15 protein-coding genes are annotated in these 24,658 nt (G+C 72.1%); 7 read left to right on the top strand and 8 right to left on the bottom strand.

The genetic code is table 11. The features are described from left to right. Positions 1 to 109 precede the first annotated feature (109 nt). Positions 110 to 2,329: a polyribonucleotide nucleotidyltransferase gene (pnp, locus tag AC3IF1_RS22455; RefSeq protein ID WP_489219413.1), complete on the bottom strand. Its 2,220-nt coding sequence runs from the start codon at positions 2,327 to 2,329 to the stop codon at positions 110 to 112. Between the two features lie 210 nt (positions 2,330 to 2,539). Further along, positions 2,540 to 2,809 carry a 30S ribosomal protein S15 gene (rpsO, locus tag AC3IF1_RS22450; RefSeq protein WP_243916762.1) on the bottom strand — a complete coding sequence of 90 codons (270 nt, stop codon included), beginning with the start codon at positions 2,807 to 2,809 and terminating at the stop codon, positions 2,540 to 2,542. A 262-nt stretch (positions 2,810 to 3,071) separates the two neighbouring features. Between rpsO and AC3IF1_RS22445 the strand changes: the two genes are divergently transcribed. The 3 genes from AC3IF1_RS22445 to AC3IF1_RS22435 all read left to right on the top strand — a co-directional run bounded on the left by AC3IF1_RS22445 (position 3,072) and on the right by AC3IF1_RS22435 (position 7,216). After that, a complete protein-coding gene (locus tag AC3IF1_RS22445; protein WP_489219412.1) occupies positions 3,072 to 5,072 on the top strand; it encodes a hypothetical protein in 2,001 nt (666 codons plus the stop codon). Then, positions 5,065 to 5,718 carry a hypothetical protein gene (locus tag AC3IF1_RS22440; RefSeq protein WP_489219411.1) on the top strand — a complete coding sequence of 218 codons (654 nt, stop codon included), beginning with the start codon at positions 5,065 to 5,067 and terminating at the stop codon, positions 5,716 to 5,718. The genes AC3IF1_RS22445 and AC3IF1_RS22440 overlap by 8 nt, the downstream gene beginning before the upstream one ends. 103 nt (positions 5,719 to 5,821) lie before the next feature. Further along, a complete protein-coding gene (locus tag AC3IF1_RS22435) occupies positions 5,822 to 7,216 on the top strand; it encodes an amino acid permease (RefSeq protein WP_489219410.1) in 1,395 nt (464 codons plus the stop codon). Here AC3IF1_RS22435 and AC3IF1_RS22430 read toward each other — a convergent pair. From AC3IF1_RS22430 to AC3IF1_RS22415, 4 genes are all read right to left on the bottom strand, one after another. Further along, positions 7,209 to 7,619, bottom strand: coding sequence for a flagellar basal body rod protein FlgC (locus AC3IF1_RS22430; protein ID WP_489219409.1), 411 nt, complete (start codon positions 7,617 to 7,619; stop codon positions 7,209 to 7,211). The two genes, AC3IF1_RS22435 and AC3IF1_RS22430, sit on opposite strands and share 8 nt — an antisense overlap. Positions 7,620 to 7,735: 116 nt before the next feature. Continuing rightward, positions 7,736 to 8,596, bottom strand: a complete 861-nt coding sequence (locus AC3IF1_RS22425) for a formyltransferase family protein (protein WP_243967929.1) — start codon at positions 8,594 to 8,596, stop codon at positions 7,736 to 7,738. Beyond that, positions 8,596 to 9,363, bottom strand: coding sequence for an SDR family NAD(P)-dependent oxidoreductase (locus AC3IF1_RS22420; RefSeq protein WP_243967928.1), 768 nt, complete (start codon positions 9,361 to 9,363; stop codon positions 8,596 to 8,598). Before AC3IF1_RS22420 ends, AC3IF1_RS22425 begins: the two co-directional genes overlap by 1 nt. A gap of 107 nt (positions 9,364 to 9,470) precedes the next feature. After that, positions 9,471 to 10,778, bottom strand: a complete 1,308-nt coding sequence (locus AC3IF1_RS22415; protein ID WP_243967927.1) for a capsule polysaccharide biogenesis protein — start codon at positions 10,776 to 10,778, stop codon at positions 9,471 to 9,473. A gap of 335 nt (positions 10,779 to 11,113) precedes the next feature. Between AC3IF1_RS22415 and AC3IF1_RS22410 the strand changes: the two genes are divergently transcribed. The 4 genes from AC3IF1_RS22410 (at position 11,114) to AC3IF1_RS22395 (ending at position 15,679) form a co-directional block, all read left to right on the top strand. Beyond that, positions 11,114 to 12,616: a capsular polysaccharide export protein, LipB/KpsS family gene (locus AC3IF1_RS22410; RefSeq protein ID WP_489219408.1), complete on the top strand. Its 1,503-nt coding sequence runs from the start codon at positions 11,114 to 11,116 to the stop codon at positions 12,614 to 12,616. A 195-nt stretch (positions 12,617 to 12,811) separates the two neighbouring features. Continuing rightward, complete coding sequence (locus AC3IF1_RS22405; RefSeq protein WP_489219407.1) at positions 12,812 to 14,302, top strand: LTA synthase family protein; 1,491 nt, start codon at positions 12,812 to 12,814, stop codon at positions 14,300 to 14,302. Position 14,303: 1 nt separating this feature from the next. Then, positions 14,304 to 14,495: a hypothetical protein gene (locus tag AC3IF1_RS22400; protein WP_489219406.1), complete on the top strand. Its 192-nt coding sequence runs from the start codon at positions 14,304 to 14,306 to the stop codon at positions 14,493 to 14,495. Beyond that, positions 14,495 to 15,679, top strand: a complete 1,185-nt coding sequence (locus AC3IF1_RS22395; RefSeq protein WP_489219404.1) for a polysaccharide biosynthesis/export family protein — start codon at positions 14,495 to 14,497, stop codon at positions 15,677 to 15,679. Before AC3IF1_RS22400 ends, AC3IF1_RS22395 begins: the two co-directional genes overlap by 1 nt. A gap of 148 nt (positions 15,680 to 15,827) precedes the next feature. Here the strand turns inward: AC3IF1_RS22395 and AC3IF1_RS22390 are convergent, their stop codons facing one another. Together AC3IF1_RS22390 and AC3IF1_RS22385 are read right to left on the bottom strand one after the other, a co-directional pair. Further along, positions 15,828 to 17,195, bottom strand: coding sequence for an aminotransferase class I/II-fold pyridoxal phosphate-dependent enzyme (locus tag AC3IF1_RS22390; RefSeq protein WP_243973845.1), 1,368 nt, complete (start codon positions 17,193 to 17,195; stop codon positions 15,828 to 15,830). After that, positions 17,192 to 24,634, bottom strand: coding sequence for an SDR family NAD(P)-dependent oxidoreductase (locus AC3IF1_RS22385; RefSeq protein ID WP_489219403.1), 7,443 nt, complete (start codon positions 24,632 to 24,634; stop codon positions 17,192 to 17,194). The genes AC3IF1_RS22390 and AC3IF1_RS22385 overlap by 4 nt, the downstream gene beginning before the upstream one ends. Positions 24,635 to 24,658 lie beyond the last annotated feature (24 nt).

The raw sequence follows: 24,658 nt of genomic DNA, 5'->3' as shown, positions 1-24,658 counted from the left end.
CTCCCGGTTCAGCGCGGTGTCGGCGCGGCCCAAAGAAAAAGGCGCGGCCCCGGAGGACCGCGCCCGTCATTGACGTCCCGCGCCGGCCGGGGCCGGTTCGGGGCGCGGCTTACTCGCCCGCCTCGCGGCGGCGCTCGCCGCGGTGGCGGCCGCCCTCGCGGGGTTCGCGCGGCTCGTCGCCGCGCTCGGGCCGGTCGGCGTCGCGCTGGGCCTTCACCTTCTCGGTGATGTCCTCGCCGGTCTGCTGGTCGACGACCTTCATGGACAGGCGGATCTTGCCGCGATCGTCCTGGCCGAGGAACTTCACCTTGACCTTGTCGCCTTCCTTGACGACGTCCTGCACCTTGGCGACCCGGTTCGCGGCGAGTTCCGAGATGTGGACCAGGCCGTCCTTGGCGCCGAAGAAGTTCACGAAGGCGCCGAACTCCATGCACTTCACGATCGTGCCGTCGTAGATCACGCCGATTTCCGGCTCCGCCACGATCGAGCGGATCCAGTTGTAGGCCGCCTTGATCGCCTTGCCGTCGGCGGAGGCGATCTTGACGATGCCGGTATCCTCGATGTTGATCTTGGCGCCGGTCTTCTCGACGATCTCGCGGATCACCTTGCCGCCGGTGCCGATCACGTCGCGGATCTTATCGGTCGGGATCTGCATCGTCTCGATGCGCGGCGCGTACTCGCCGAGTTCCGGACGGGCGGCCGTCAGGGCCTTGGCCATCTCGGCGAGGATGTGGGCACGCCCATCCTTCGCCTGGTCGAGGGCGACCCGCATGATCTCCTCGGTGATGCCGGCGATCTTGATGTCCATCTGGAGCGAGGTCACGCCCTCGTCCGTGCCGGCCACCTTGAAGTCCATGTCGCCGAGGTGATCCTCGTCGCCGAGGATGTCGGACAGGACCGCGAAGCGCTCACCCTCGAGGATGAGGCCCATGGCGATGCCCGCCACCGGACGGCGCAGGGGCACGCCGGCATCCATCAGCGACAGCGAGCCGCCGCAGACCGAGGCCATCGAGGACGAGCCGTTGGACTCCGTGATCTCCGACACGACGCGGATCGTGTAGGGGAACTCGTGGGCCGGCGGCAGCACCGGGCGGATCGCCCGCCAGGCGAGCTTGCCGTGGCCGATCTCGCGACGGCCCGGGGAGCCCATCCGGCCGGTCTCGCCGACGCTATAGGGAGGGAAGTTGTAGTGGAGCAGGAAGCGCTCCTTGTAGGTGCCTTCCAGCGCGTCGATGAACTGCTCGTCCTCGCCGGTGCCGAGCGTCGCCACCACCAGCGCCTGGGTCTCGCCGCGGGTGAACAGCGCCGAGCCGTGGGCGCGGGGCAGCACGCCGACCTCGGAGAGGATCGGGCGGACCGTCTTCACGTCGCGGCCGTCGATGCGGGCGCCGCTGTCGAGGATGTTCCAGCGGACCACCTTCGACTGGGCCTCCTTGAAGGCGGCCTTTACCTTCTCGGCCGGGAATTTTTCCGCGCCCTCCGGGCAGAGGGTGGCCATCACCTTCGCCTTCACGGCGTCGACGGCGGCGTAGCGCTCCTGCTTGACGGTCTTGGTGTAGGCGGCGCGGAGTTCGGCCTCGCAGACCTCCAGAACCGCCGTCTCGACGTCGGCGTTCTCGGGGGCCCTGAAGTCGCGCGGCTCCTTGGCGGCCTTCTCGGCCAGGCGGACGATCGCCTCGATCACCGGCTGGAAGTGCTTGTGGCCGAACATCACGGCGCCGAGCATCACGTCCTCGGAGAGCTCCTTGGCCTCCGACTCGACCATCAGCACCGCGTCCTGCGTGCCGGCGACCACGAGGTCGAGGGCCGATTCCTCCTTGGTCTCGGTGACTGACGGGTTCAGCCGGTAGCTGCCGTTGATGTAGCCGACCCGGGCGCCGCCGATCGGGCCCATGAACGGGACGCCCGACAGGGTCAGCGCCGCGGAGGCCGCGACCATCGCGACGATGTCGGGATCGTTCTCGAGGTCGTGGGTCAGGACGGTGACGACGACCTGGGTGTCGTTGCGCCAGCCCTGGACGAAGAGCGGACGGATCGGGCGGTCGATCAGGCGGGAGACCAGGGTCTCCTTCTCGGAGGGCCGGCCCTCGCGCTTGAAGTAGCCGCCGGGGATGCGGCCGGCCGCGTAGGCGCGCTCCTGGTAGTTCACGGTGAGCGGCATGAAGTCGATGCCGGCCTTCGGCTCCTTCGTGGCGACCACGGTGGCGAGCACCGAAGTGTCGCCGTAGGTGGCGACCACGGCGCCGTCGGCCTGACGGGCGACCTTGCCGGTCTCCAGCACGAGCTTGCGGTCACCCCACATCAGCTCTTCGCGTTGAACGTCGAACATTCTTGATCTCTTCCTTGCCTGCGGCGGGCCCAAGCCCGGCGCCGCCCGGGGGCAAGACGGCGAGACACTTCCACGGCGAAGTGTCTCGCGATCCTGCCCCGATGCCGGCGCCTCGAAGCGGCCCGCTTGTGGGGCGGCCGGACCCATTCCGGCAGCCCCCGATGGTGAAACGCGGCCCCGGGCCGGGCCCGGAACCGCGCGAAACGTGCCTTAGCGGCGGATGCCGAGACGCTCGATGAGGGCGCGGTAGCGGGCCTCGTCCTTGCGCTTGACGTAGTCGAGCAGCGAGCGGCGCTGCGAGACCATCTTCAGGAGGCCGCGCCGGGAATGGTTGTCCTTGGCGTGGGTCTTGAAGTGGCCGGTGAGGTTGGCGATCCGCTCGGTGAGGATGGCCACCTGGACCTCGGGGGACCCGGTGTCCTTGGCGTCCTTGCGGTGTTCCTTGATGAGCGCGGTCTTGCGCTCTGCCGTGATCGACATCGCATGCCTTTCGGGTTGTGCTGGTCGGATGCGGCGCCCCAAACGGGCGCGCGCGGGCTCGGCGTTCGGCCGGTGCCGGGATGTCGTCCAGCACGGTCACAGCGCCAAGCGGCTCAAGCCCCGCCCGGTCACCCGGGTCGAAGCTGCCGGATCCATACACGAAACTGCCAGTTATGCCAGCCCCGGGCCCGATCGCGGGTCCCCGAGGAAACGGTTAACGCCCCGGTGCTAAGCGGGAGCCCGCACGAAACGCGGCCCGGCAATGAACGGCACCCTCTCGGATGCGTGCGGTGTCCTGCTCGCGACGCTGCTCGGCGTTCCCCTCGTGGTCCTGCCGGGCTACGCGCTCGGCGCGATCACCGGCAACCTCGGCTTCCGCACGCTCGCGACCGGCGACCGGCTCCTCTGCGCGGCGCTCCTCGGCATCGGGCTCCTGCCCGCCCTCGACGGGCTGCTGGTCCAGGCGACCGGCATGCCGGTGGCAGCCCTGGCGAACGCGGCACTCGGGCTCGCCGCCCTGAGACCGGCCCTCCGGGACCTGCGCGGTCCGGTCGACCGGGGGGCTCTGGCCCTCGCCGCGCTCTGGCTCGGGATCGTGGCCTATGCGCTGATCGACATCGACACCGGCGTCGCCCTCTACCAGCCGCTCACCGTCATCGACCTCGTCAAGCACGCCGCCCTGACCCGGGGGATCGTCGAGCACGGCCTGCCGCCGGTGGATCCGTTCTTCGCCCGCCCGGAGCGGGCCGGCTACTATTACGGGTTCTACACGCTGACCGCCCTGGTGGACTGGGCCGGGGGCCGCCTCGTCGACGGGCGCACCGCCTTCGCGGGACTCGCCTTCTGGACCGGCATCGCGCTCCTCGGCCTGCTGGACCGGCTCCTCGCCGCCACTGGGCTCGTCGGGGACGTCCCGCCCCGGCTCCTGCGCCGGGCCGTGCTGGTGCTCCTGCCGGCGGGCGGCCTCGACATCCTGCTGGTCGCCTTCAACCGGGCGACCTCGGGATACTGGATCCCCATCCCGGAATGGCTGAACGAGCAGGTCGTGAACTGGCCGACCTCCCTGGTCTGGGTGCCGCATCACGTCGCCGCCGCCCTGGCGGGATGGCTCGGCCTCCTGGCGCTCGCCGAGATCGCCGACCGGGCGGAGCCGGATCGGCGCGCGCAGAGTGCCGGCATCGTCACGGCGGGGACGGCCTTCGCGGCCTGCGCGGCGCTGTCGGTCTGGGTCTGCCTGGGCACGGTGGCGGCGGCCGGGATCTGGCTGGGGCTGCTCGCCGTCGAGCGCCGCTGGCGCGCCGCGGCCCGGCTCGCGGCGGCCGGGCTGCTCGGTACGGTCCTGGCCGCGCCCTACCTGCTCGGCCTCCTGGCCAACCGGGCCGATACCGGCGGCACGATCCAGTTCGCGGTCCGGCGCTTCGGCCCCGTGGAGCCGCTTTTCGACGAGCCGACCCTTGCCCTGCTCCGGCCGATCCTGCTGCCGGTCAACTACTACGTCGCGCTGGGGGTCTTCGCGGGGGGCGCGCTCCTGTTCTGGCGGATCGTCCCGCGGCGCGAGGCCCATGCCCGCGAGGCGGGCCGGCTTTTGACGATCGGCGCGGTGTCGAGCCTGCTGCTCGGTGGATTCCTGCGCTCGGCGATCCTCTACAACGACCTCGGCGCCCGGGTGGTCCTGCTCGCGCAGGTGGCGGCGCTGGGCTGGACCGTCGTGGCCCTGACCCGGACCCGCGACGGCACCCGGCTCAGACTCGCGGGATCGCTCGGCGCGCTCCTGCTCCTCGGCTACGCCACGACGCTCTACGGCTTTGCCGGGATGCGCGCCTATCCGGCCGCCGGCCATCCCAGGTTCGCCTTCCTCAACGGCCGCCCTGACATCGACCGGGCCCTGCGCGCGGCCTATGCCTGGGCCGGCACGCACCTGCCCCGGGACCTGGTCCTGCAGGCCTCGCCGATCCCGGCGCGGGTGTTCGCTTTCGGCCTCTACGGCGGCCAGCCGGTGGCGGTGGCCGACCGCGAGGCGCGCCTGTTCGGCGCGGCCCCCGGGGCGGTCGCGGCGCGGCTCGCTACGGTCTCCCCGATCTTCGGCGCGACCCTGACCGGCGCGGAGGTGCGCCGCCGGGCCGCCGAGGCCGGCATCGGCGCGCTGGTGGTCACCGCGGCGGACGCCGCCTGGAACGCGCCGGACTCCTGGATCCGGCGCACGCGGGCCGCCTATGCGGCGCCCCTCGTGCGGATCCTGCGCGTCGAGGACCTCGATGATTGAGGCTCCCACGCGCGCCGGCCGGATCCTGCGCTGGCTCGGCGCCCAGGCGCTGCTGCACGCGGGCGCGCTCGCCCTCGGCTTCGGCGGCTTCGTGCTGCTGTTCCAGACCGAGCTCTGCGCCGGCATGACGATCCTGTTCTACCGGGGCCTCGTCCTGCTGCTCGCGGCCTTCCTGATCACCCTCGTGGCGACGGCATCCCTCGCCGGCCTCGGTCGGGCCTGGGGCCTGCGCCGCCGCGATGCGCTGGGGGCCTGCGCGCTGTCGCTGTCCCTGAACCTGAGCGTCCTCGTGGTCCTCCCGGTCACGGTCGACCGCTCGATCAGCGTGTTCCTGCTCGGACAGATGGCGGCCCATCCCGACGAGAGCTTCGATGCGGAGCGGGCCCGGACGCTGTTCGAGGCGATCTATCTCGGGGAGTTCCGCCAGATGGAGCGGCGCTTGGCCGAGCAGACGGCCTCGGGCAACCTGGCGCCAACGGCGGACGGGTACGTCATCACCCCGCAGGGCCGCGCCTTCATCCGCCTCGCCGGCCTCGTCGCCCGGGCCTTCCGGACCGATACAAGGCTGGTCAAGCCGCTGCCGACGCCCAAAACCGCGCCCGCGCCCGCGCAACGGTGGAGCCTGCGTCGGGACCGGCCCGAGTGACGGGCGCGACGGCGGTGTCCGGTTCGACCGGCCGCGGGGCGTGCATCTTGCTCCGGCGCGCAGCAGGGTCGATCAGGGGGCGATCAACGTGGATACGCGCGCGATGGCGGAACCGGCCGTGACGGGGCAGGGCAGCGACGCGTCCGGAGCGGACCGGACGCTGGCCCGGACTCTCACCGCGCCGGGGCTCGTCGCGATCGGCCTCGGCGCCACGATCGGCGCGGGCATCTTCGTGCTGACCGGGACGGCGGCGGCGCAATATGCCGGCCCCGCGCTGAGCCTGTCCTTCGTGATCGGCGGGATCGCCTGCGGCTTCGTCGGCCTGTGCTACGCCGAGCTGGCGGCCATGATCCCGGAGGCGGGCTCCACCTACACCTACACCCGGGCGAGCCTGGGAGCGTTTCCCGCCTGGATCATCGGCTGGGACCTCGTGCTCGAATTCGCCGTGGCGGCCGCGACCGTGGCGGTCGGGTGGTCGGGCTACGCGCAGTCGCTCGCGGCGGATTTCGGCCTGCGGCTGCCGCCGTCCCTGGCCGGCGCCCCCGGCGACGGCGGCCTCGTCAACCTGCCGGCGGTCGCCATCGTCCTGCTGCTCACCGGCCTGCTGACGCGCGCCACCCGGGAGGCCTCCCTGGTGACCGGGCTGCTGGTGGCCTGCAAGGTGGCGATCATCCTGGCCTTCGTGGCCGTCGGCGCGGTCCATCTCCGGCCGGAACTCTGGCACCCCTTCGTCCCGGACAATGCCGGCGCCTTCGGCGCTTATGGCTGGAGCGGCGTGTTCCGCGGGGCCGCGGTGGTGTTCTTCGCCTTCGTGGGGTTCGAGACGGTGGCCACCGCCGCGGGCGAGTGCCGGGCGCCGCAGCGCGACGCGCCGGTGGGGCTGATCGGCTCGCTCCTGATCACCACTGTGCTCTACGTGGCGATGGCCGCCGTGCTCACCGGCCTCGTCCCCTATCGCGACCTGGACGTCGCCGATCCGGTGGCCAAGGCGGTCGACGCCATCGGGCTGTCCGCCTTCGCCACGGCGGTCAAGGTCGGTGCCCTGATTGGTCTGACCACCTCGGCGCTGACCGCCCTCTACGGGCAGGGCCGGATCTTCTTCGCCATGGCCCGGGACGGGTTCCTCCCGGAGATGTTCTGCCGGGTCCATCCGGCGACCCGGGCGCCGGTGGCCAGCCAGCTGGTGATCGGCCTGTTCACGGCCGCGGTGGCGGGACTCGTGCCGATCGACGTCCTGGGCGAGATCGTCAGCATCGGCACGCTCCTGGCGTTCTGCCTCGTCTGCGCCACGGTGCTGATCCTGCGCCGGACCGATCCGGACCGGCCGCGCCCGTTCCGCGTCCCGGCGGCGACGCTGACGGCCGGGCTCGGCATCCTGTCCTGCGTCGCGCTGATGGCCTCGCTGCCGGCCGAGACCTGGATCCGCCTGGCGATCTGGCTCGCGATCGGGCTCGCCGTCTATGCCGGCTACGGCCGGCACCACGTCCGGATCAACTGAGGAGGTTGATGGTCGCCTGCGTCAACCCGTCGAGGATGCCCGAGGCGCTGAGGTTGGCCTCGTAGTTCCGGACCACCGTCTGCAGGTCGGCCGTCTCCGTTGCGGCATTCACGTTGGGCAGGCGGATATAGCCCCGGCTGTCGGCGGCGGCGCTGGATGGGTCGTAGCGGCTGCGGAACGCGCTGGTGTCGCGCACGACGCGGCCCACCGGATCGCGCGGGTTGTCGGCGACGACGGGCGTGAACACCGCGATCTTGCGGGCGTAGGGCACCCCGCCGGGCGTTTCGGCGGCCGAATCGGCGTTGGCGAGGTTCTCGGAGATCGTGCGGATCCGGCCGCTCTGCACCTGCCGGCCGGCGGCCAGCGCGTCGGAGGCCGAATGGAGGGCGCTGGTATCCGGCATGCGAGGGCCTGGTCGGGCGTCGGGGAAACCGTCACCGTTTCTTTGACGAACAGGCTTAACCGTCGGTTAAGCGCCTCCCGGAACGGCCGCCGCGACGTCGTGCACCGCGCCGGCCCTCACGGCGCCTTGCCGGAGAGGCTCAGCGCCTCCCGGAGATCCCGCCCGTCGGTCAGCCGCAGGTTCCGGCGGCGCAGGGCGGCCAGCATCGTGCGATCGGGGAACGGGCAATAGGGCAGAACCTCGGCGGTCCGGCCCTCCGGCAGGGCGCCGGTGCGGGCGACGGCGTCGAGCAGCCGGTCCAGCATCCCGCGCCCGTGGGCGTGGAGCGCCACGGCCGCCCTCGTGGCGGTGGTGCCGGGGGGCAGGGGCACCGCCTCCTGGTCGAGGATCGCCCCGGTATCGATGGCGGCGGCCAGGCGGTGGAGGGTCATGCCGAAGCTGCCCGGACCCTCCGCCAGGGCGTGGATCGTCGGCACCGGGCCGCGGTGGCGCGGCAGCAGGCCGGGATGGCCGTTGATGCCCCCGAGCCGCGCCAGCCCGATGGTCTCGGGCTTCAGGATCTGGTCGAAATGGTAGGTGAGGATCAGGTCGGGGGCCGTGTCCCGCAGGGTCTGCGCCACGGCGGGGCCGTTGACGTCGTCGACCGTCAGGGTCGGGATACCGAGGCGCCGGCACAGGGTCTTCAGCGGCGTCGATTCCGGTGCGTCACCGCTGCCGGCCACCGCCTGGGTCAGGGGTGCCAGCGGGCGCAGCAGATCGGGCAGGCCGAAATTGACCGCCAGATAGGGCAGGATCCCGGGGCCCGAGCGGGCGAGGTGCCGCCGGACCTGCCCGGTCAGGCCGCCGCTCGACGGCCGCTCGGCATTCGAGAGGCCCACCAGGGCGATGTCGGCCCGATGATCGGCGACGAGCCGGCGCACCACGCGGGCGTTCGGCAGCGCCTCCAGGACGAACAGCGCGATCCGGGGGCGGCCCATCAGCGGCGCTTCCGGCGCTGGAACCGGAACGCGTAGAGCCCGGCCCTGCGGACGCTCTCCGGCAGGAGCAGCACAGTGCGCGCCAGAGCCGTGAGGATGAATGGGAAGGCGATCACGTCGCGGTTGGCCGTGATGCCCTTGGCGATGCGCACGGCCGCTTCCTCGGCGCTGATCTCCAGGGGGCGCCAGCCCTTCAGCTCGCCGCCCATCGGCGTCTTCACGTAGCCGGGCGTCACGACGTTGACCTTCACGCCCCGCGGCCCGACCTTCTGGCGCAGGGCCAGGCCGTGGGCGACGAGCGCCGCCTTGGCGCCGCTATAGGCCGGGGCGTCCTGGAGCGGCGCATAGGCCGCCAGGGACGACATCAGGACGATCTGCCCCTGGCCGCGCCGGAGCATCAGCGTCAGGCTGGGCAGCACCACGTTGAGCGAGCCGGTGTAGTTGATGTCCGCGGTCTCGAAGGCCACGTCCTCGGACTCGACCTGCCCCTCCTGATTGCCGCCGTTCACCGCGGCGTTGGCGACGACCAGATCGAGGGGTGCGGCGGCATCCGCCCGGTGCACGAGCGCCACCGTGGCGGCCCGGTCTCGGGTATCGAGGCGTGCGGTCTCGACGGCGGCGCCGCTGGCGCGGCAATCCCGGGCGACGATCTCGAGGCGCTCGGCGTTGCGGCCGACGATGATGAGGCTCACGCCGGTCCGGGCGTAATGGCGCGCCAGCGCGGCGCCGATGCCGCTCGACGCGCCGGTGATCAGGATACGGGGCATGCGGCGGGTTACGCTGCCCGGCGTGGAAAGATCAAGGCCTCGCCGGACTCACCGGCCGTGAAAGCCGTGTCCGAGGCCGAGACGGACCCCGACGGCCAGGAGCACGATCAGTAGACCGGCGCGAGCTCGCCGTTCCGGTCGGCCGCCTCGCGGATCGCCCGCGCCGCCGCCAGCATCGAATCGGGCAGGGCGGATTCCATGCGCGGCACGGAGCCGGCCACGGCCCGGTCGATGGCCTCCTTGGAGAAGAAGCCGCCATTGACCTGCGTCCTGTGCAGGACGACCCGGCGGAAATCGGCCATCAGGCCCATGTCGGGCGGCGTCGGATTCTTCCAGAATCCGTCCAGATCGCCCTGATGGGTCAGCTCGGCCATGTTGTAGATCGCGGTGCCGACCGCGTGGGTCGGGCACCCCATCTCCAGGGACAGCATGCCCACCGTCGAGTTGACGATCACCACGCCGCGGGCCCCCTTGATCAGAGCCGGCAGGTCGCCGCCGTCGATGAAATCGAGCCGGTCGCTGACGCCGTGCCGCCGGGCCGAGTCCCGGGCGAACCGGCGCCAATTGATCAGGCCGCTGTCCAGCGGATGCAGCTTCACCAGAAGCCGGGTCGGCGCTGCGGAGGCGTCCGCGAAGGACTTGATCACCCGGTCCATGAAGCCCTCGACGCCGAGGAACGGCGAGTGGACCCGGATCTGGTAATCGCTGTCGAGCTGGAGCGGCAGCAGGAAGTAGTCGCAGCCGACCGCGCGGTAGATCTCGTCGCAGCGCGCCGCCTCGCGGCGGGTATGGGCGCGGCGGGCGAACTTCTTGATCCAGCCCGCGTACTCGGCGGCGATATGGGTCGGCCGGTGGCTGCGGAAATGCGGGAAGAGGTAGGGGAACAGGATGTTGGCGAGGTTGTAGCCGACGTCCCAGACGCTCCGGCGCGCCATGTCGCCCGTGGAGGGCATCGCCCGTCCGGGCTGGGGCAGCCGCCGCGCCAGGGCGCGGATCGCGTCGGCCGTCCGGGGCAGGGACGAGAAGCCGTTCACGCCGCCGAGCTCGCAGGTGATCCAGTTCGGGCGGATATAGCCCTCCTCGAACACGTGGACCCGCAGGCCGCGGTATTCGGCGATCATCCGGGCGGCCTTGTGGAACGGCCGGCAGTCGCCGAACAGCACGATGTCGGTCACGCCCTCGCGGGTCAGATAGGCCTCGAGGTACTCCCCCCAGGCCTCGCGGCGGCCGCGGTAATTGTCCGCCGCACCGGTCCAGAACAGCCAGTCGCCGGGGCAGAGATTGATGCGCCGGACCTCATGGCCCCGGGCGCGCAGCGCCTTCCCGAGATCGGAGAAGAACGGCGTGGCGATTCCTTGCAGGAACAGGAAGGTCGCGGGGCGGTTCCGGACTGCGTCGAGGGCGGGTTGTTGCATTCCGCGGCGCTTCTATCCTTGACCCTGTGACCGGCTGAACCGCACCGGCGAGAGACCCTGAGGTGGCACGGCGCCCGGCGGCCCCGCAATCCGAGGCCGTGCCGCAGCACGGCTTTTCCGCACCCGCGTGACCCGTCTGCAACGGTCGCACGGCAGCGGCTCCGCCTGGATTGAGCGGGCAATCACGGCGACGGTATGTCCGAATCCTTTCAAGGACGTGGCGCCCGCGCGACGGACCTTGGGTTGTCCCCGAAATCCCACACCATCCCATGCCGGCGAAAATGCGCTACAGGCGGGCGGAGCCCTTCGATCGCGCGGAGCCGGACGCCCAGACCATGCCCCTTGAACCGACCCCGTCGCTCTACGCGACCGGCCGGACGATCCGCCGGCTCCGGGCCGAGATCGAGGCCGCGACGGGCCTCGCCTTCGCGCGGGCGCATCCCGGCGCGGCCGGCGCGGTCTGGGGTGCCGGGAGCCTGACCGACCGGATGCTGGCGCTCGCCGGCCGCCGCCGCCTCGTGGTCGCCCCCGGCCCGCTGCTGAGCCCCTACGACGATCCGGAGCGCGGGTTCTCGTCCCTGCGGATCAGCCTCGACGGCAAGCCGCTCGGCGGGGAGGGGGGGATTCACTACCTCGATCCCTGGACCCGGGCACCGGTCGGCCGCGTCGCCTGCGCGGAGCGGGTGGCATGGCTCGCCGCGCGCTTTTCCGAGAACGACCGGCGGGTGGTCTATGTCGGGATGTCGCGCTGGAAGCGGCCGGCCCTCGACGTGCTCGCGGCCGGGCCCGCCGGACGGCCGGTCCACACCATGACCACCGAGGCCGCGATCGCCGCGGGGCGGCGCCACCGCGGCCGGATCCTCGCCTGGGCGACCCGGGCGCCGGGCCGGCTAGAGGAGGCCTGCGCCGGGGCCGGGCTGCCCCTGGCCCGGGTGGAGGACGGCTTCCTGCGCTCCGTCGGCCTCGGCGCAAGCCTCCAGCCCGGCGCCTCCATCGTGGTGGACGATCTGGGCATCTACTACGACCCGCGCCGGGAGAGCCGCCTGCAGCGCCTGCTGGCGGAGTCGGACTTCACCCCGGACCTCGTCGCCCGGGCCCGACGCCTCCGCGAGGAGGTCGTGGCGCGCCGGCTCAGCAAGTACAATGTCGGCCTCGACGCGGCAGCGCTCGACTGGCCCGCCGGGCGGCGGATCGTGCTGGTGCCCGGGCAGGTGGAGGACGACGCCTCGGTGCGCCACGGCTCCCCCCTGGTCCGCTCGAACCGGGCGCTGCTGGAGGCGGCGCGGCGGCGCAACCCGGATGCGTTCCTGCTCTACAAGCCGCATCCCGACGTGGAGGCGGGCTTCCGCCCGGGCCTCATCCCGGAGGCGGAGGCGCTGACCCTCGCCGACCGGATCGTGGCCGGGATCAGCATCGTCGATCTGCTCGACCGGGTGCACCACGTTGAGACCATGACGTCGCTCGCGGGGTTCGAGGCGCTGATCCGCGGGCTCAGCGTGGCGACGCATGGCCGGCCGTTCTACGCGGGCTGGGGGCTGTCGGAGGATCTCGCGCCGGGGGCCGACCGCGGGCGCAGGCTCGGCCTCGACGAGCTGGTCGCCGGCGCGATGATCCTCTATCCGCGCTATCTCGATCCCGTGGCGATGAAGCCGTGCAGCCCGGAGCAGCTCCTCGATCGCCTCAGCGCGGCCCGGGAGACGGCCCCGCGCAGCGCGCTCTCCATCGGCCGCACCGCCCATCTGGTGATGCGGGCCCGCTACGGGCTGCTCAACCCGCTGGTGCGGGTGCTGCGCAGCCGCCGCGGCGTGGGCCGCGAGGCCGGGGGCGGCCCGGGATAGGGCGTGACTGGCCCGCGACATCAAAGCGATAGCGCGGTCTTCTAACCTCGGCGGCCAGCCGTTCGCCCCGGGGCCGGCCCCGATCCCGCTGGATCAGGAACGGCCCGCAACACCTTGCTCCCGCGCGCTCTTCACCGCCGGACCCGCCCGGTCCCGGCCATAAGGATGCCCGCTCAAACGTCGAGTGCCCGAGTCTTGACGACGTTCCTCACCGCCACCGGCCTCGCCCTCGCGCTCTGCCTCCTCCTGGAGGTCGTCGTGGGCGATTCGATCACCCGGGCGAGCCTCGCCCCGCGCGACCTCGCCCTGCGCCTCACCGGCTATCTGCTGATCCTGCTGTTCTGGTTCGCCTTCTCCTGGCGTCCCTGGCTCGCCGGACTGACCTGCCTGATCTCGGTCGCGGCGCTCGTCTACGTGAGCCGGGCCAAGCGCTCGGTGATCGGCGAGCCGCTGCTGTTCAGCGATTTCGCCCTGCTGCCGCAGGTGCCGCGCCATCCCCAGCTCTACTACATCCCGCCCCTGTGGGATCCGCGGGTCTGCGTTCCCGCCCTCCTCACCCTCGCCGCCACCGTGATCTGGTACCGCACCGAGCCGAGCGTGCTGCCGGCCGCCACCCTCCCGCGGATCCTGGCGCTGATCGGCCTGCCGCTGCTGCTCGGGCTGCTGGTCCGAGCCGCGCCGCACCCGCCCCTCGCCCGGCTGATCGCCCGCTGGTTCCCCCGCCCCGACCTGGAGGCGGACGTGGCCCGGGTCGGCCTGCCGGCGAGCCTCCTCGGCTACACCGCCCGGGCGCTGGCGGGGAGCGAGCCGGCGCCCCCGGCGCCCGCGCTGCCCCCGGGGCCGGGGGACGACGTCGTGGTGGTGATCCAGCTCGAATCGTTCATCGACCCGGAGCGCCTGGGCGGAGCGCCGTTGCCGGCGATGGCCCTGTTCCGCAGCCGGGCCGCCCAGTACGGCCGGCTCGAGGTCCCCGCCCACGGCGCCTACACGATGCGCAGCGAGCACGCCGTGCTCACCGGCCGCCCGTCCGACAGCCTCGGCTTCGGCCGGTACGACCCCTACACCTCCCGCAGCGGCGACGAGCCGACGAGCCTCGCGCGGCTCGCCCGCGGCCGGGGCTACGGGACCCTGTTCCTGCACCCGTTCCACCGGGACTTCTTCCGCCGGGCGCAGGTGATGGAAGCCTTCGGCTTCACCGAGCAGGTGATGGAAGAGGCGTTCCGGGACGCGCCGCGGGTGGGGCCCTATGTCGGCGATGTCGCCCTGGGCGAACGACTCCTGGCGGAGGTCCGGGCGCGGCCGACGCCCCTGTTCCTGTTCTGCGTGACCATGGAGAACCACGGACCGTGGAAGCCCGGGCGCCTGCCGGGGATCGATGATCCACAGGCGCAATACCTCCATCACGTGGCCCATACCGGGCAGATGGTGGAGGCGATCGTGGCCGGGCTCGACCGGCTGGCCGGGGAGCGGGGCCAGACCATGACGCTCTGCGTGTTCGGTGACCACGCCCCCTCGCTGCCGAGCTGCAAGCCCGGCTTCGGCGGTCGGACGACCGAATACGGCCTGTTCCGCTTCGGCCAGCCGGCTGCGCCGGCGCGCCGGATCGACCTCGCGGCCGACGCCCTGGGGCGCGCGCTGCGCGGGGCCCTCGCCCGCACGCCTGCGGACAGCCCCGCCGGGACGTGATATGGTCAAGCTTGCCGCCGGGCCGCGCGGCAGCGCCACGCTGGTGACGCATTACCGGCGGTATAGCACGGCCGTCCGCCACGCGGTTTCCGCCCTGGCACGACCGTTAAAGCGATCGCAGCGTTTTGCGGTCAATCTGAATGTCCGGTTCGGGCCAGCGATGGTGCGGAACCGGCTGGAGAAAACTCTGTGATGCTGCGTAAGACGGCGCGCACCGCCCTGATGGCCGCCCTGGCGGCCGGATCTGCCGGCGGCTGCACGTACCTGCCCGCGGCGGGTCCGACGGCGAGCGCGATCCAGGCGGGCGCGGAGGTGGCCACCCCGGATGGCGGGATGCTGGCGCGCTACGAGATCATCGACGTCACCCCCGCGGTGGTCGAGGCCCTGCGCGGACGGCCGCTGGACAGCCTGCTCGCCTCCTTCGGCGACCACCGGTCGTCGGCCGAGCCGGTCATCGGCATCGGCGACATGGTCTCGGTCTCGGTCTGGGAGGCCGGCTCCGGCGGCCTGTTCTCCGGCCCGCTGGTCGCCGACCGCTTCTCCGCCGGCTCCAAATCCGCCCTCATCCCCGAGCAGCCGGTCGGACGCGACGGCGCCATCTCGGTGCCCTATGCCGGCCGGATCAAGGTCGCCGGCCGCCGCCCCCAGGACGTCCAGTCCCTGATCGAGAACGAACTCGCCGGCAAGGCCATCCAGCCGCAGGTGCTGGTCTCGGTCACCCGCCCGATCTCCCAGGCCGTCACCGTCACCGGCGAGGGCGCAGCCGGCGCCCGCTTGCCGCTCTCCGGCCACGGCGACCGCATCCTCGACGTCATCGCGGCCGCCGGCGGCAACCGCTCGCCGGTCTCGGAGACCTTCGTGCGCCTGTCGCGCGGGCCGGTCACCGCCACCGTCCCCCTGACCACCGTGGTGTCCAACCCCAAGGAAAACATCTACCTGCGGCCCAACGACGTGCTCACCCTGGTGCGCGATCCCCAGACCTTCCTGGCGGTGGGCGCGCTCGGCCAGGCCACCGAGCTGCCGTTCCAGGCCGACGGCATCACCCTGGCCCAGGCCCTGGCCAAGGCGCGCGGCCTGTCGGATTTCGCCGCCGACCCGGCGGGCACCTTCATCTTCCGGTTCGAGCCCGCCAGCGTCGTGCGCCGGCTCAACCCCGGCTCCAAGCTGCTGGCCACGCCGCTCGTGCCCGTGGTCTACCGCATCGACATGCGCGACCCCAACAGCCTGTTCGTCTCCCAGGCGTTCCGCATGCGCAACCGCGACCTCGTCTACGTGTCCAACGCCCCCTTCACCGAACTGTCCAAGGTCCTCTCCGCCTTCAGCGGCGTCACCGGACCCGTCTCCTCCGTCGCAACCGCCTACTACTACGCGAAGTAGGCCTGCTGGCCCACGCTCCCGCTTCGCAACAGAAGCCGGAACGCAAAACAGGGCGCGGAAGTCATCCGCGCCCTGTTGCATGTCGATGCCGGGATTAGCTGTCTGAGGTGGAGCCGATCGCCCCGCGGGACGCCCGGCGTCGCCGTCGTTAAGCCCGCTTGGCCAGCAGCTGCTCGATCAGCGAGCCGCCCTTGTCGATCGCCGCCAGCTCCTCGGCTACCGCGTTCACGGTATCGCGGATCTGGTCCGCGCTGTGCTCGGAGGTCAGGAAGAAGCGCAGGCGCGAGGCCCGCTCCGGCACCGCCGGGTGGATGATCGGCTGCACGTTGATGCCCCGGCGGAACAGCCGGTCCGACAGGGTGACGGCCTTCAGCGAATCGCCCACGATGATCGGCACCACGGCCAGCCCCAGGCTGAAGCCGGTGTCCAGGCCGAGCTTCTTGGCGGTGGCCAGGAACAGGGTCCCGTTCTGGCGCAGGCGCTCGACCCGCTCCGGCTCCGCGTGCATCACGGCCAGCGCCGCCTCGGCGGCGGCGGCGAGCGGCGGGGACATGCCGACGCTGTAGACGAAGCCGCCGGCCGAGTGCTTCAGGTACTCGATCAGCGCGATCGGTCCGCAGATGTAGCCGCCGCAGGTGGACAGCGTCTTCGACAGCGTGCCCATCCAGATGTCGACCTCCTTGGGGTCGACACCGCAATGCTCGAACAGGCCAGCGCCGGTGCGGCCGGTGACGCCGAGGCCGTGGGCCTCGTCGACCATCAGCCACGCGTCGTAGCGCTTCTTGAGGGCGACGAGCCCGGCCAGGTCCGGCGCGTCGCCGTCCATGCTGTAGAGGCCCTCGACCACGATCAGCGCCCGGCGGTGCTCGTGGCGGGTGGCCTGGAGCAGGCTCTCCAGGGCGTCGAGATCGTTATGCGCGAAGGAGCGCCGCTGCGCGCCTGAGAGCTGCGCGCCGGTCACGATGCTGTTGTGGGACAGGGCGTCGTGGAAGATCACGTCGCCGGCTTCCAGCAGGGCGCCGATGGTGGTCACGTTGGTGGCGTGGCCGCTCACCATCACGACGCAGCCCTCGGAGTGGTAGTGCTTGGCCAGCGCCTGTTCGAGGCTGATATGCCCCGGCCGCTCGCCCGCCACGACCCGGCTCGCCGACGCGGAGGTGCCATAGGCGTCGATCGCCTCCCGGGCCGCATTGCTCACCCGCGGGTGACCGTTGAGGCCGAGATAGTCGTAGGACGAGAAGTTGGTGAAGGTCTTCTGGTCGATCCGGGTGGTCGCCCCCGCCTTCGCGTCGTGAACGCGGAAGAACGGGTTGCCCAGGCCGATCAGCTCGGCCGCCTGGCGCTGCAGCTTCAGCTCCCGGTAGCCGGGCAGGTTCTCGAAGTTCTGCGCCGCCGATTTTCCGGCGGGGGAGGCCGCCTTGGCGGGGGCCGGGCGCGGCGTCGCGCGCCCGAGCCGGTTGGTCACGAAGCCGGCGAGCGCCGCGCGTCCGCCGTCCGGCCGTGCCGTATCGGTCATGAGTTGGTCTCTTTGATCTCGCTGGACGTCTGCTCGATGAGTTCCCGGAGCGGCGCCATCATCTGCGCATCGATCTCACCGCCGACATGCTTCGAGACGAGACTCATCGCGACGCCGGCTGCCTCGTCCATGGGCGCGGAAACCGCCTGAATTAAGGACTCCGACAGCTCGTTGACGGTCATGCCGGACGAGAGCCCGGCGGGCGGCGCGTCGAGGGCGAAGCGCTCCTGCAGGCTGGCGCCGAGCTCGACGCCCATCAGGGAATCGAGGCCGATCTCCGAGAGCTGGCGCACGCGGCTGATGTCGTCCTTGGGCAGGCGCAGGATCCGGGCGATGTCCTCGACGATCGCGTCCGACACGGTCTTGCGGACCGAGTCGAGGTCGCCGCCCTTGAGGAGCGCCCCGATGTTGATCGCCTGGACGCCGCCGGCCTCGGCCTGCTGGTCAGACCCGAGTTCGGCGTAGCTCGGCGAGCGCATGGTGGCGAGCCGCTCGCGCGCCTTGCCCCAATGCATCGCCGCGATGGCGATCACCGCCTCGTCCGGGGACGTGCCCTGGCTCCCCAGCGCCTCGGCCATCAGGTCGAGGCAGCGGCGGGCCTCCATCGGCGTGACGCCGACGCGGCCGGCGAGGCCTTCCATGACGGCCTTGTTGCGGGCGAGCATCCCGACATCGCCGATCGCACCCCAGGCCACCGCCAGGGCGGGCAGGCCGCGGCGGCGGCGCTGCCGGGCCAGACCCTCCATGAAGCCGTTGGCGGCCACGTAAGAGCCCTGGCCCGGGTTGCCGATGAAGGTCGTCGCCGAGGAGAACATCACGAAGTAGTCGAGGCTGCGGTCCCGGGTGGCGGCGTCCAGGTGCTGGGCGCCGATCACCTTCGGGCCGATCACCGCGTCGAGCGCAGCCGCGTCGATGTTGGCGATCAGGCCGTCCTGAAGCACCGCCGCGGCGTGGAGCACGCCCGCGAGCTTCCTCCCGCCCTGCTCGATCTCGGCGATCAGGCGATCCACCGACGAACGGCTGGTGATGTCGACCGCCTTGGCCGTGACGCTCACGCCCCGGCCGGCGAGGTCGGCGACGATCGCCTTGGCCTCGTCGGTGGCCGCGCCCTTGCGGCCGGCCAGCACGAGGTGCCGGGCGCCCCGGTCGATCAGCCAGCGCGCCGCCTCGAGGCCGAAGCCGCCGAGGCCGCCGGTGAGCAAGTGGACGCCCTCGGCCGAGACCGTGAACGGCCGCCTGGTATCCTTCATGATCGTGCCGGCCCTGGGCGGGCTGATCACGATCTTCCCGATGTGACCCGATTGCTGCATCAGCCGGAACGCGTCCGAGGTCTCGGCCGCCGTGAACGGCTGGTAGGGCAGGGGCTTCAGGCCGCCGTCGTTGAATAGTGCCATCACCTCGCGGAACATCCGCGCCCCGTCGTCGCCCTGGTGCTGGATCACCTGATCGAGGTCGACGCCGAAGTAGCTGAGGTTCCGCCGGAACGGACGCAGGCCGATATGGGTGTTGGCGACGTAGTCGCGCTTGCCCAGCTCGACGAAGCGGCCGAAGGGCCGGAGTGCGTTCAGCGAGCGCTCCATCGCCTCACCGAACAGGCTGTTCAGGACGATGTCGACCCCGTCGCCGGTGATCGCCCGGACCTCGTCCACGAAGGCCAGCGAGCGGGAATCGAGCACGTGCTCGGCGCCCAAAGCCTTCACGAGCGCCCGCTTCTCGCGGGACCCCGCGGTGGCGATGACCCGCGCGCCCTTCAGCTTGGCGATCTGGAGCGCGGCGAGGCCGACGCCGCCGGCACCGCCATGGACCAGCACCCACTCGCCGCGCCGCATCCGGGCGCAGGAGACGAGGCTGTAATAGGCGGTGAGGAACGCCACCGGCACGGTGGCGGCCGCCATCGGGTCGAGGCCCTGCGGCATCGGCGCAACCACGAGGTCGGGCACGACGATGTGGGTGGCGAAGCCCGACTGGGCGAAGGCGACGACCGGATCGCCGACCTTGAAGCCCTTCACCCCCGGACCGACGGCCGTGACCCGGCCGGCGCATTCGAGGCCCAGCCGCGGTCCGGCGAAGCCGTCCTCCAGGATCTCCTCGGGGAGCATCGAGAGCGCCCAGAGCACGTCGCGGAAGTTGAGGCCGGTGGCCTCGACCGCGATCTCCAACTCGCCCTTGCCGGGGGTGCGGCGCTCGGCCGGACCCCAGACCATCTCGCTGAGGCCGCCGGTGTTGCTCCGCTCCAGGCGCGCCGCCTCCGCCGGGACGGCATCGGCGGGATCCCGGTGCTGCGGCCGGCCGGCATGGAAACGCACCACCTGCGTCCGCTCGTCGTCGAGCACGATCTCGGTCTCCGGGGTGCCGGAGAGGATCAGGTCGCGCAGGCGCTCGGACGCGCGCTTCGACGACATCTCGGGGGAGAGGTCGATGCGGCGCACGTCCAGGTTCGGGGCCTCGTTGGCCAGCGTGCGGGAGAAGGCCCAGACGCCGGCCTCGACGTTGGTGGCCTGGCCGCCGCGGTCGCGGGTCGCGCCCGGCGCCACCACCCACAGGCGGGTCTGGCGGGCACCGAGATGCTCGATGCAGCGCTTCAGGCTGAGGCAGCGGTCGCGCAGCCGCTCGGCCGCCTCGCCGCCGCGGGTGAAGGCGCCGGCCAGGAACACCACCGTATCGGGGGTCTCCTTCTCCAGCTCCATCAGGGAGGTCTCGGAATCGAGGATGATCGAGACGTGGACGCCGCCCGCGACCAGCAGGGTCGCCAGGGACGAGGCGGTCTCGGCCGCGAACTCGTCGTCCGAGCCGATGATGAAGGCGAAGCTCTGCGCCGCGGCCGGGCCCGGACGCACCGGTGCCTCGGCCGTCAGCAGCAGGTCGTCGCCGTTGGCGGAGGCCGCCCGCTCGACCTCGACCTTGACGAGGCCGTGGGCGCTGAGCGTGCGCTGCCAGCCCTCAATATCCTCGAGCCGGCCGACCGGCAGGCCGCCCACGGCTTCCTCGAACCAGCCGGCGGTGAGGCCGAACACGAGGTCGCGGAACAGGGACGCGCCCGGCTCGACGGCCACGAGCAGGCCGCCGGTGGCGAGCGCCCCGGCGAGCTGGCCCGGCAGGGCGCGGTCGCCCCGGTGGAGGCTGCCGGCCGCGAGGATCACGTCGAAGCTGCCGGGGGCGAGCTCCTCGGCGGTCTCGACCACGGCGGCGGCGCGGCCGAGCGACAGGCGGGCGCGCTCGGCGAGCCTGCGGTCGGTCTCGAACACGGTGAGCCGGGCCTCGGCGGCGGCCGCGAAGGTCGCCGCCTGAGCCGAGAGCGGGCCGAAGCCGACCTGCAGAACCCGCAGCGCCCGCTCCTTCGGAAGCTGCACGCGGCTCCGCTCGATGAGCTTCGCGACCACGTCGGCGCCGTGGCGCGCGGTGGCCGAGCGCAGCACGAAGGCGTCGATGGCGCCCTGCGGCAGGGCGGGCGCGTCGGTCAGCGTGCCGGCGAGCAGGCGATCGACCAGGGCGCCGACATCGGCGATCAGCACCAGCTCGGCGGAGAGATCCGGATGGTCGCCGGCGATCCAGCGCATGATCTCGTCGGGGGCCGGCAGCGCGGAGCCGTCGCCCAGCGCCCAGTTCTCGCCGGCGCGCTCGGCCAGGCCGCTGCTCTCCAGGGCATAGAGGGCGTTCAGCAGCCAGGAGCGCAGGGCCTCGGGGACGCGGCGATCGGCGACCGACACGGTCTCGGCCTGCGCCAGCCCGGAGGCGAGGCGGTAGGCCAGGGAGGTCGCCCAGCCCTCCAGCAGGAGGTGCCCCGGCGACAGGGCGGCGTCGGCCGGTCCCTTCGCCTCGGCGGCGAGCGGCCGCAGGCGCGCGGCCACGCTCGGCCGGCGCTCCATCGGGATCGCGGTCGGCTCGGTGGCGAGTTCCGGCACCTGGGAGATCGCGAAGGCCGAGAGGTCGCCGCCGCTCTTGGCGCGCAGGGCCTGGAACCGGCCCTCGCGGATCGTGGCGACCACGGCCCCCTCGGCGTCGAGGAGGGTGAAGTCGGCCAGGATCGAGCGCTCGTTGCACCGGCGGGTCCGGATGATCGAGCGGGCGATCACCGCGCCGGGGCGCAGCAGCCGGACCTCGCCGAAGCGCACCGGGATATAGGCCTTACCGCCATTCTCGCCGAGCAGGTCGGCGAAGAGCAGGATCAGCCCGTGGAAGCAGGCGTCGAGCCGGTTCGGCACCAGGGCGTAGCGGCTGTCGGGCTCGGCCGGCAGCAGGTCGGACACGATGGTGACGTCGTCCAGCCGGGCGCTCATGGCGACCTGCTGGAAGCTCGGGCCGAAGGCCAGGCCCGAGGCGAGGGCCTTAGCGTACAGTGCCTCGCCGGCGAGCACGTGGTCACCCGCGGTCTCGAAGCTGAACCCGTTCAGCTCCGGCACCTTCGGGGCCGAGAACGTGCCCTCGACAATCTTGGCCTGGGCGTGAATCTGCCAGGGCGTCTGCGTCAGGCGCGGACGGCTGAGGACCTGGATGCCGTTGCCCGAGCCCGACAGGCGCACCGCGACCTCGCGCAGGGCGTCCTCGGCGAACACCATCGGCGCCACGATCTCGAAATCCGCCAGCACGACCTCGTCGTCGCGCAGGGCCTCGCGGACGCAGGCCAGCGCCATCTCGACAAAGCCGGCGCCGGGCATGATCACCTGGCCGTCGACCTTGTGGTCCTCCAGCTCGGGGACCGTGGCCGGATCGACGAAGCCGTTCCACTCCAGGCCGTCGAAGGTGGTACGCGAGCCGATCAGCGGATGATAGGGCCGGGGGCTCATGGCGCCGACGCCCTCGGTGGTGTCGGCCAGGCGGAACGGGCGGCGCTGCCACGGATAGGTGGGCAGGCGCACGTCGCCCTTCGGCGCATCGCCGAACAGCAGGGCCTCGTCGACCTGCGCGCCCTGGACCAGGGCGGCGCTGACCGCCTTGGCGATCGGGTCGCCGCCGGAGGCCTTGCGGTGCATCACGCCGACCGTGGCGGTCTCGATGCCCAGCGGCTCGACCGCGTCTCCGACGTGGGACATCAGGGTCGCGCGGGGTCCGACCTCCACGAAGATGCGGGCGCCCCGGCGGGTGGCATCCTGCACGGCCTCGCTGAAGCGCACCGGCTCGCGGATGTTGCGCCACCAGTAGCCGGCGCCGAAATTGGACCCGTCCAGCACAGAGCCGGTGACGGTGGAGACCATGGCGGTGGTGCCCGTCCGCGCCTTCAGCCCGGCGAGATCGCGCAGCAGCGGCTTCTCGGTCGGATCCATCAGCCGTCCGTGGAAGGCGTAGGCGAGGTCGAGCTTGCGGCCGCGCCGGCGCTTGCGCGACAGGGCCTTGAGGGCGGCGTCGATATCGGCCACCGGCCCGGCCACCGTCACGGCCTTCGGGCTGTTATAGGCGGCGATGTCGAGGCTCGGATAATCCTTGAGGAAGCTCTCGACCTCCTCGGCCGGCATCAGCAGCACCGCCATGGTGCCCTGGCCGTGCGTCGTCTCCTGATGGTGGCTGCGGTAGTAGATGACCCGGACCGCGTCCTCCAGGCTCAGGATCCCGGCGGCCTCGGCGGCGGCGATCTCGCCGACGCTGTGCCCCAGGACGTAGGACGGGATCAGGCCCTTCGCCCGGAGCGCGGCCGTCGAGGCGCTCTCGATGGCGAAGATCAGCGGCTGCGAGACGCTGGTGAGCGCGAGGCGCTCGTCCAGGTCCTCGGCGTAGAGGGCGTCCTTCAGCGACCAGTCCGCATAGGATTGGAACAGCGTGTCGACCCGGTCGAAGGCGGCGCGGAACGCGGGGTTCTCCGCGTAGGCCTCGCGGCCCATGCCGGCCCACTGGCTGCCGTTTCCGGAATAGACGAAGGCCACCTCGGCGACGCGGTCGACCGCGGTGCCGGTGAAGGCGTCCGGCGAATCCTCGCCCTCGCCGACGGCGCGCAGGGCCGCGGCGATATCGGTCTTGCCGTCCAGGGCGACGGCGAGGCGGGCGGGCATCCGCTCCCGGCGATGCGCCACGGCGGCGGCGATGGCCGGGGCCCGGGCGGGCTCCGCCTCGAGCCGCTCGGCATAGTCCAGGGCCAGCTCGTTCAGCGCGGCGCGGCTCTGGGCCGAGAGCAGCAGCACCTGGGCGGAGGCCCGGGGCGCAGCGGCGTCGGGCTTCGCCCAGGCGGGGGCGTCGGTGATCACGACGTGGGCGTTGGTGCCGCCGAAGCCGAACGAGTTCACGCCGGCGAAGCGCTCGCGCGGGCCGCGGCTGATCGGCAGGGCCTTGCGCACGACGCTCAGGTTGAGTTCGTCAAACGGGATCTCGGGATTGAGCTCGGCGGCGTGCAGCGACGGCGGCACGAGGTCGTGCTCCAGGGCGAGCGTCGCCTTCATCAGGCCGGCGAGGCCGGAGACCGGCTCGGTGTGGCCGATATTGGTCTTGATCGAGCCGATCGGCAGCGGCGCCTGCCGGCCGCGACCGAGTTTGGAGCCGATGGCCGAGGCCTCGATCGGGTCGCCCACCGGCGTGCCGGTGCCGTGCGCTTCCATGAAGGCGAGGTCGTCGAGGTTGATCTCGGCCTCGCGGTAGACCTTCTCCAGCAGGGCGCCCTGGGCATAGCCCGACGGCAGGGAGATTCCGGTGGTGCGCCCGTCGGAGTTGATGCCGGAGGCCGCGACCACGGCGCGCACGGTGGCGCCGTTGCGCCGTGCCGCCTCGGCCGATTGCAGCACGAACACCACGCCGCCCTCCGAGCGCACGTAGCCGTCGGCGTTCTTGGAGAACGCCTGGCACAGGCCGGTGCGCGAGAGCATCTGCGCGCTGGAGAAGCAGATGAAGTTGAACGGGCTGGCGAGCACGTTCACGCCGGCGACCACCGCCGTGTCGACGCGGCCCGAGCGGATCGCCTGGACGGCGTTGTCGAAGGCGACGAGCGAGGACGAGCAGGCGGTGTCGACCGTGAAGCTCGGACCCTTCAGATCGAAGATGTACGAGATGCGGTTCGAGATGATCGAGAGGGTGTTGCCGGTCGCCGCGTAGGCGTCGCCCGACGGCGCGTCGAGGATGCGCAGGTTGCCGTAATCGAGGGACGAGGCGCCGACGAACACGCCGATATGGCTGCCGGCCACGCTCGACGGGCGCAGGCCCGCATCCTCTAGGGCTTCCCAGGTGAGCTCCAGCAGCATCCGCTGCTGCGGGTCCATCTGCTCGGCCTCGCGGGGCGAGATGCCGAACACCGCCGGGTCGAACGACCACACGTCGTCGATGACGCCCGCCGCCCAGGTGTAGCTCTTGCCGCGCTCATGGGCCCGGGGATGCGCGAACCGCTCCAGGGAGAAGCGGTCGGCCGGTACCTTGCTGACGGCGCAGCGCCCCTCGGAGAGGAGGTGCCATAGCCCGTCGACGCTCGGGGCCCCGGGCAGTCGGCATGCGCGTCCGACGATCGCAATATCTGTACGTTGTGTCACGTTCGGTTCGCACACGCTCGTTAT

This window comes from Methylobacterium sp. E-012 (assembly GCF_057836545.1).
This window is presented reverse-complemented; position numbering and strand designations above follow the sequence as displayed.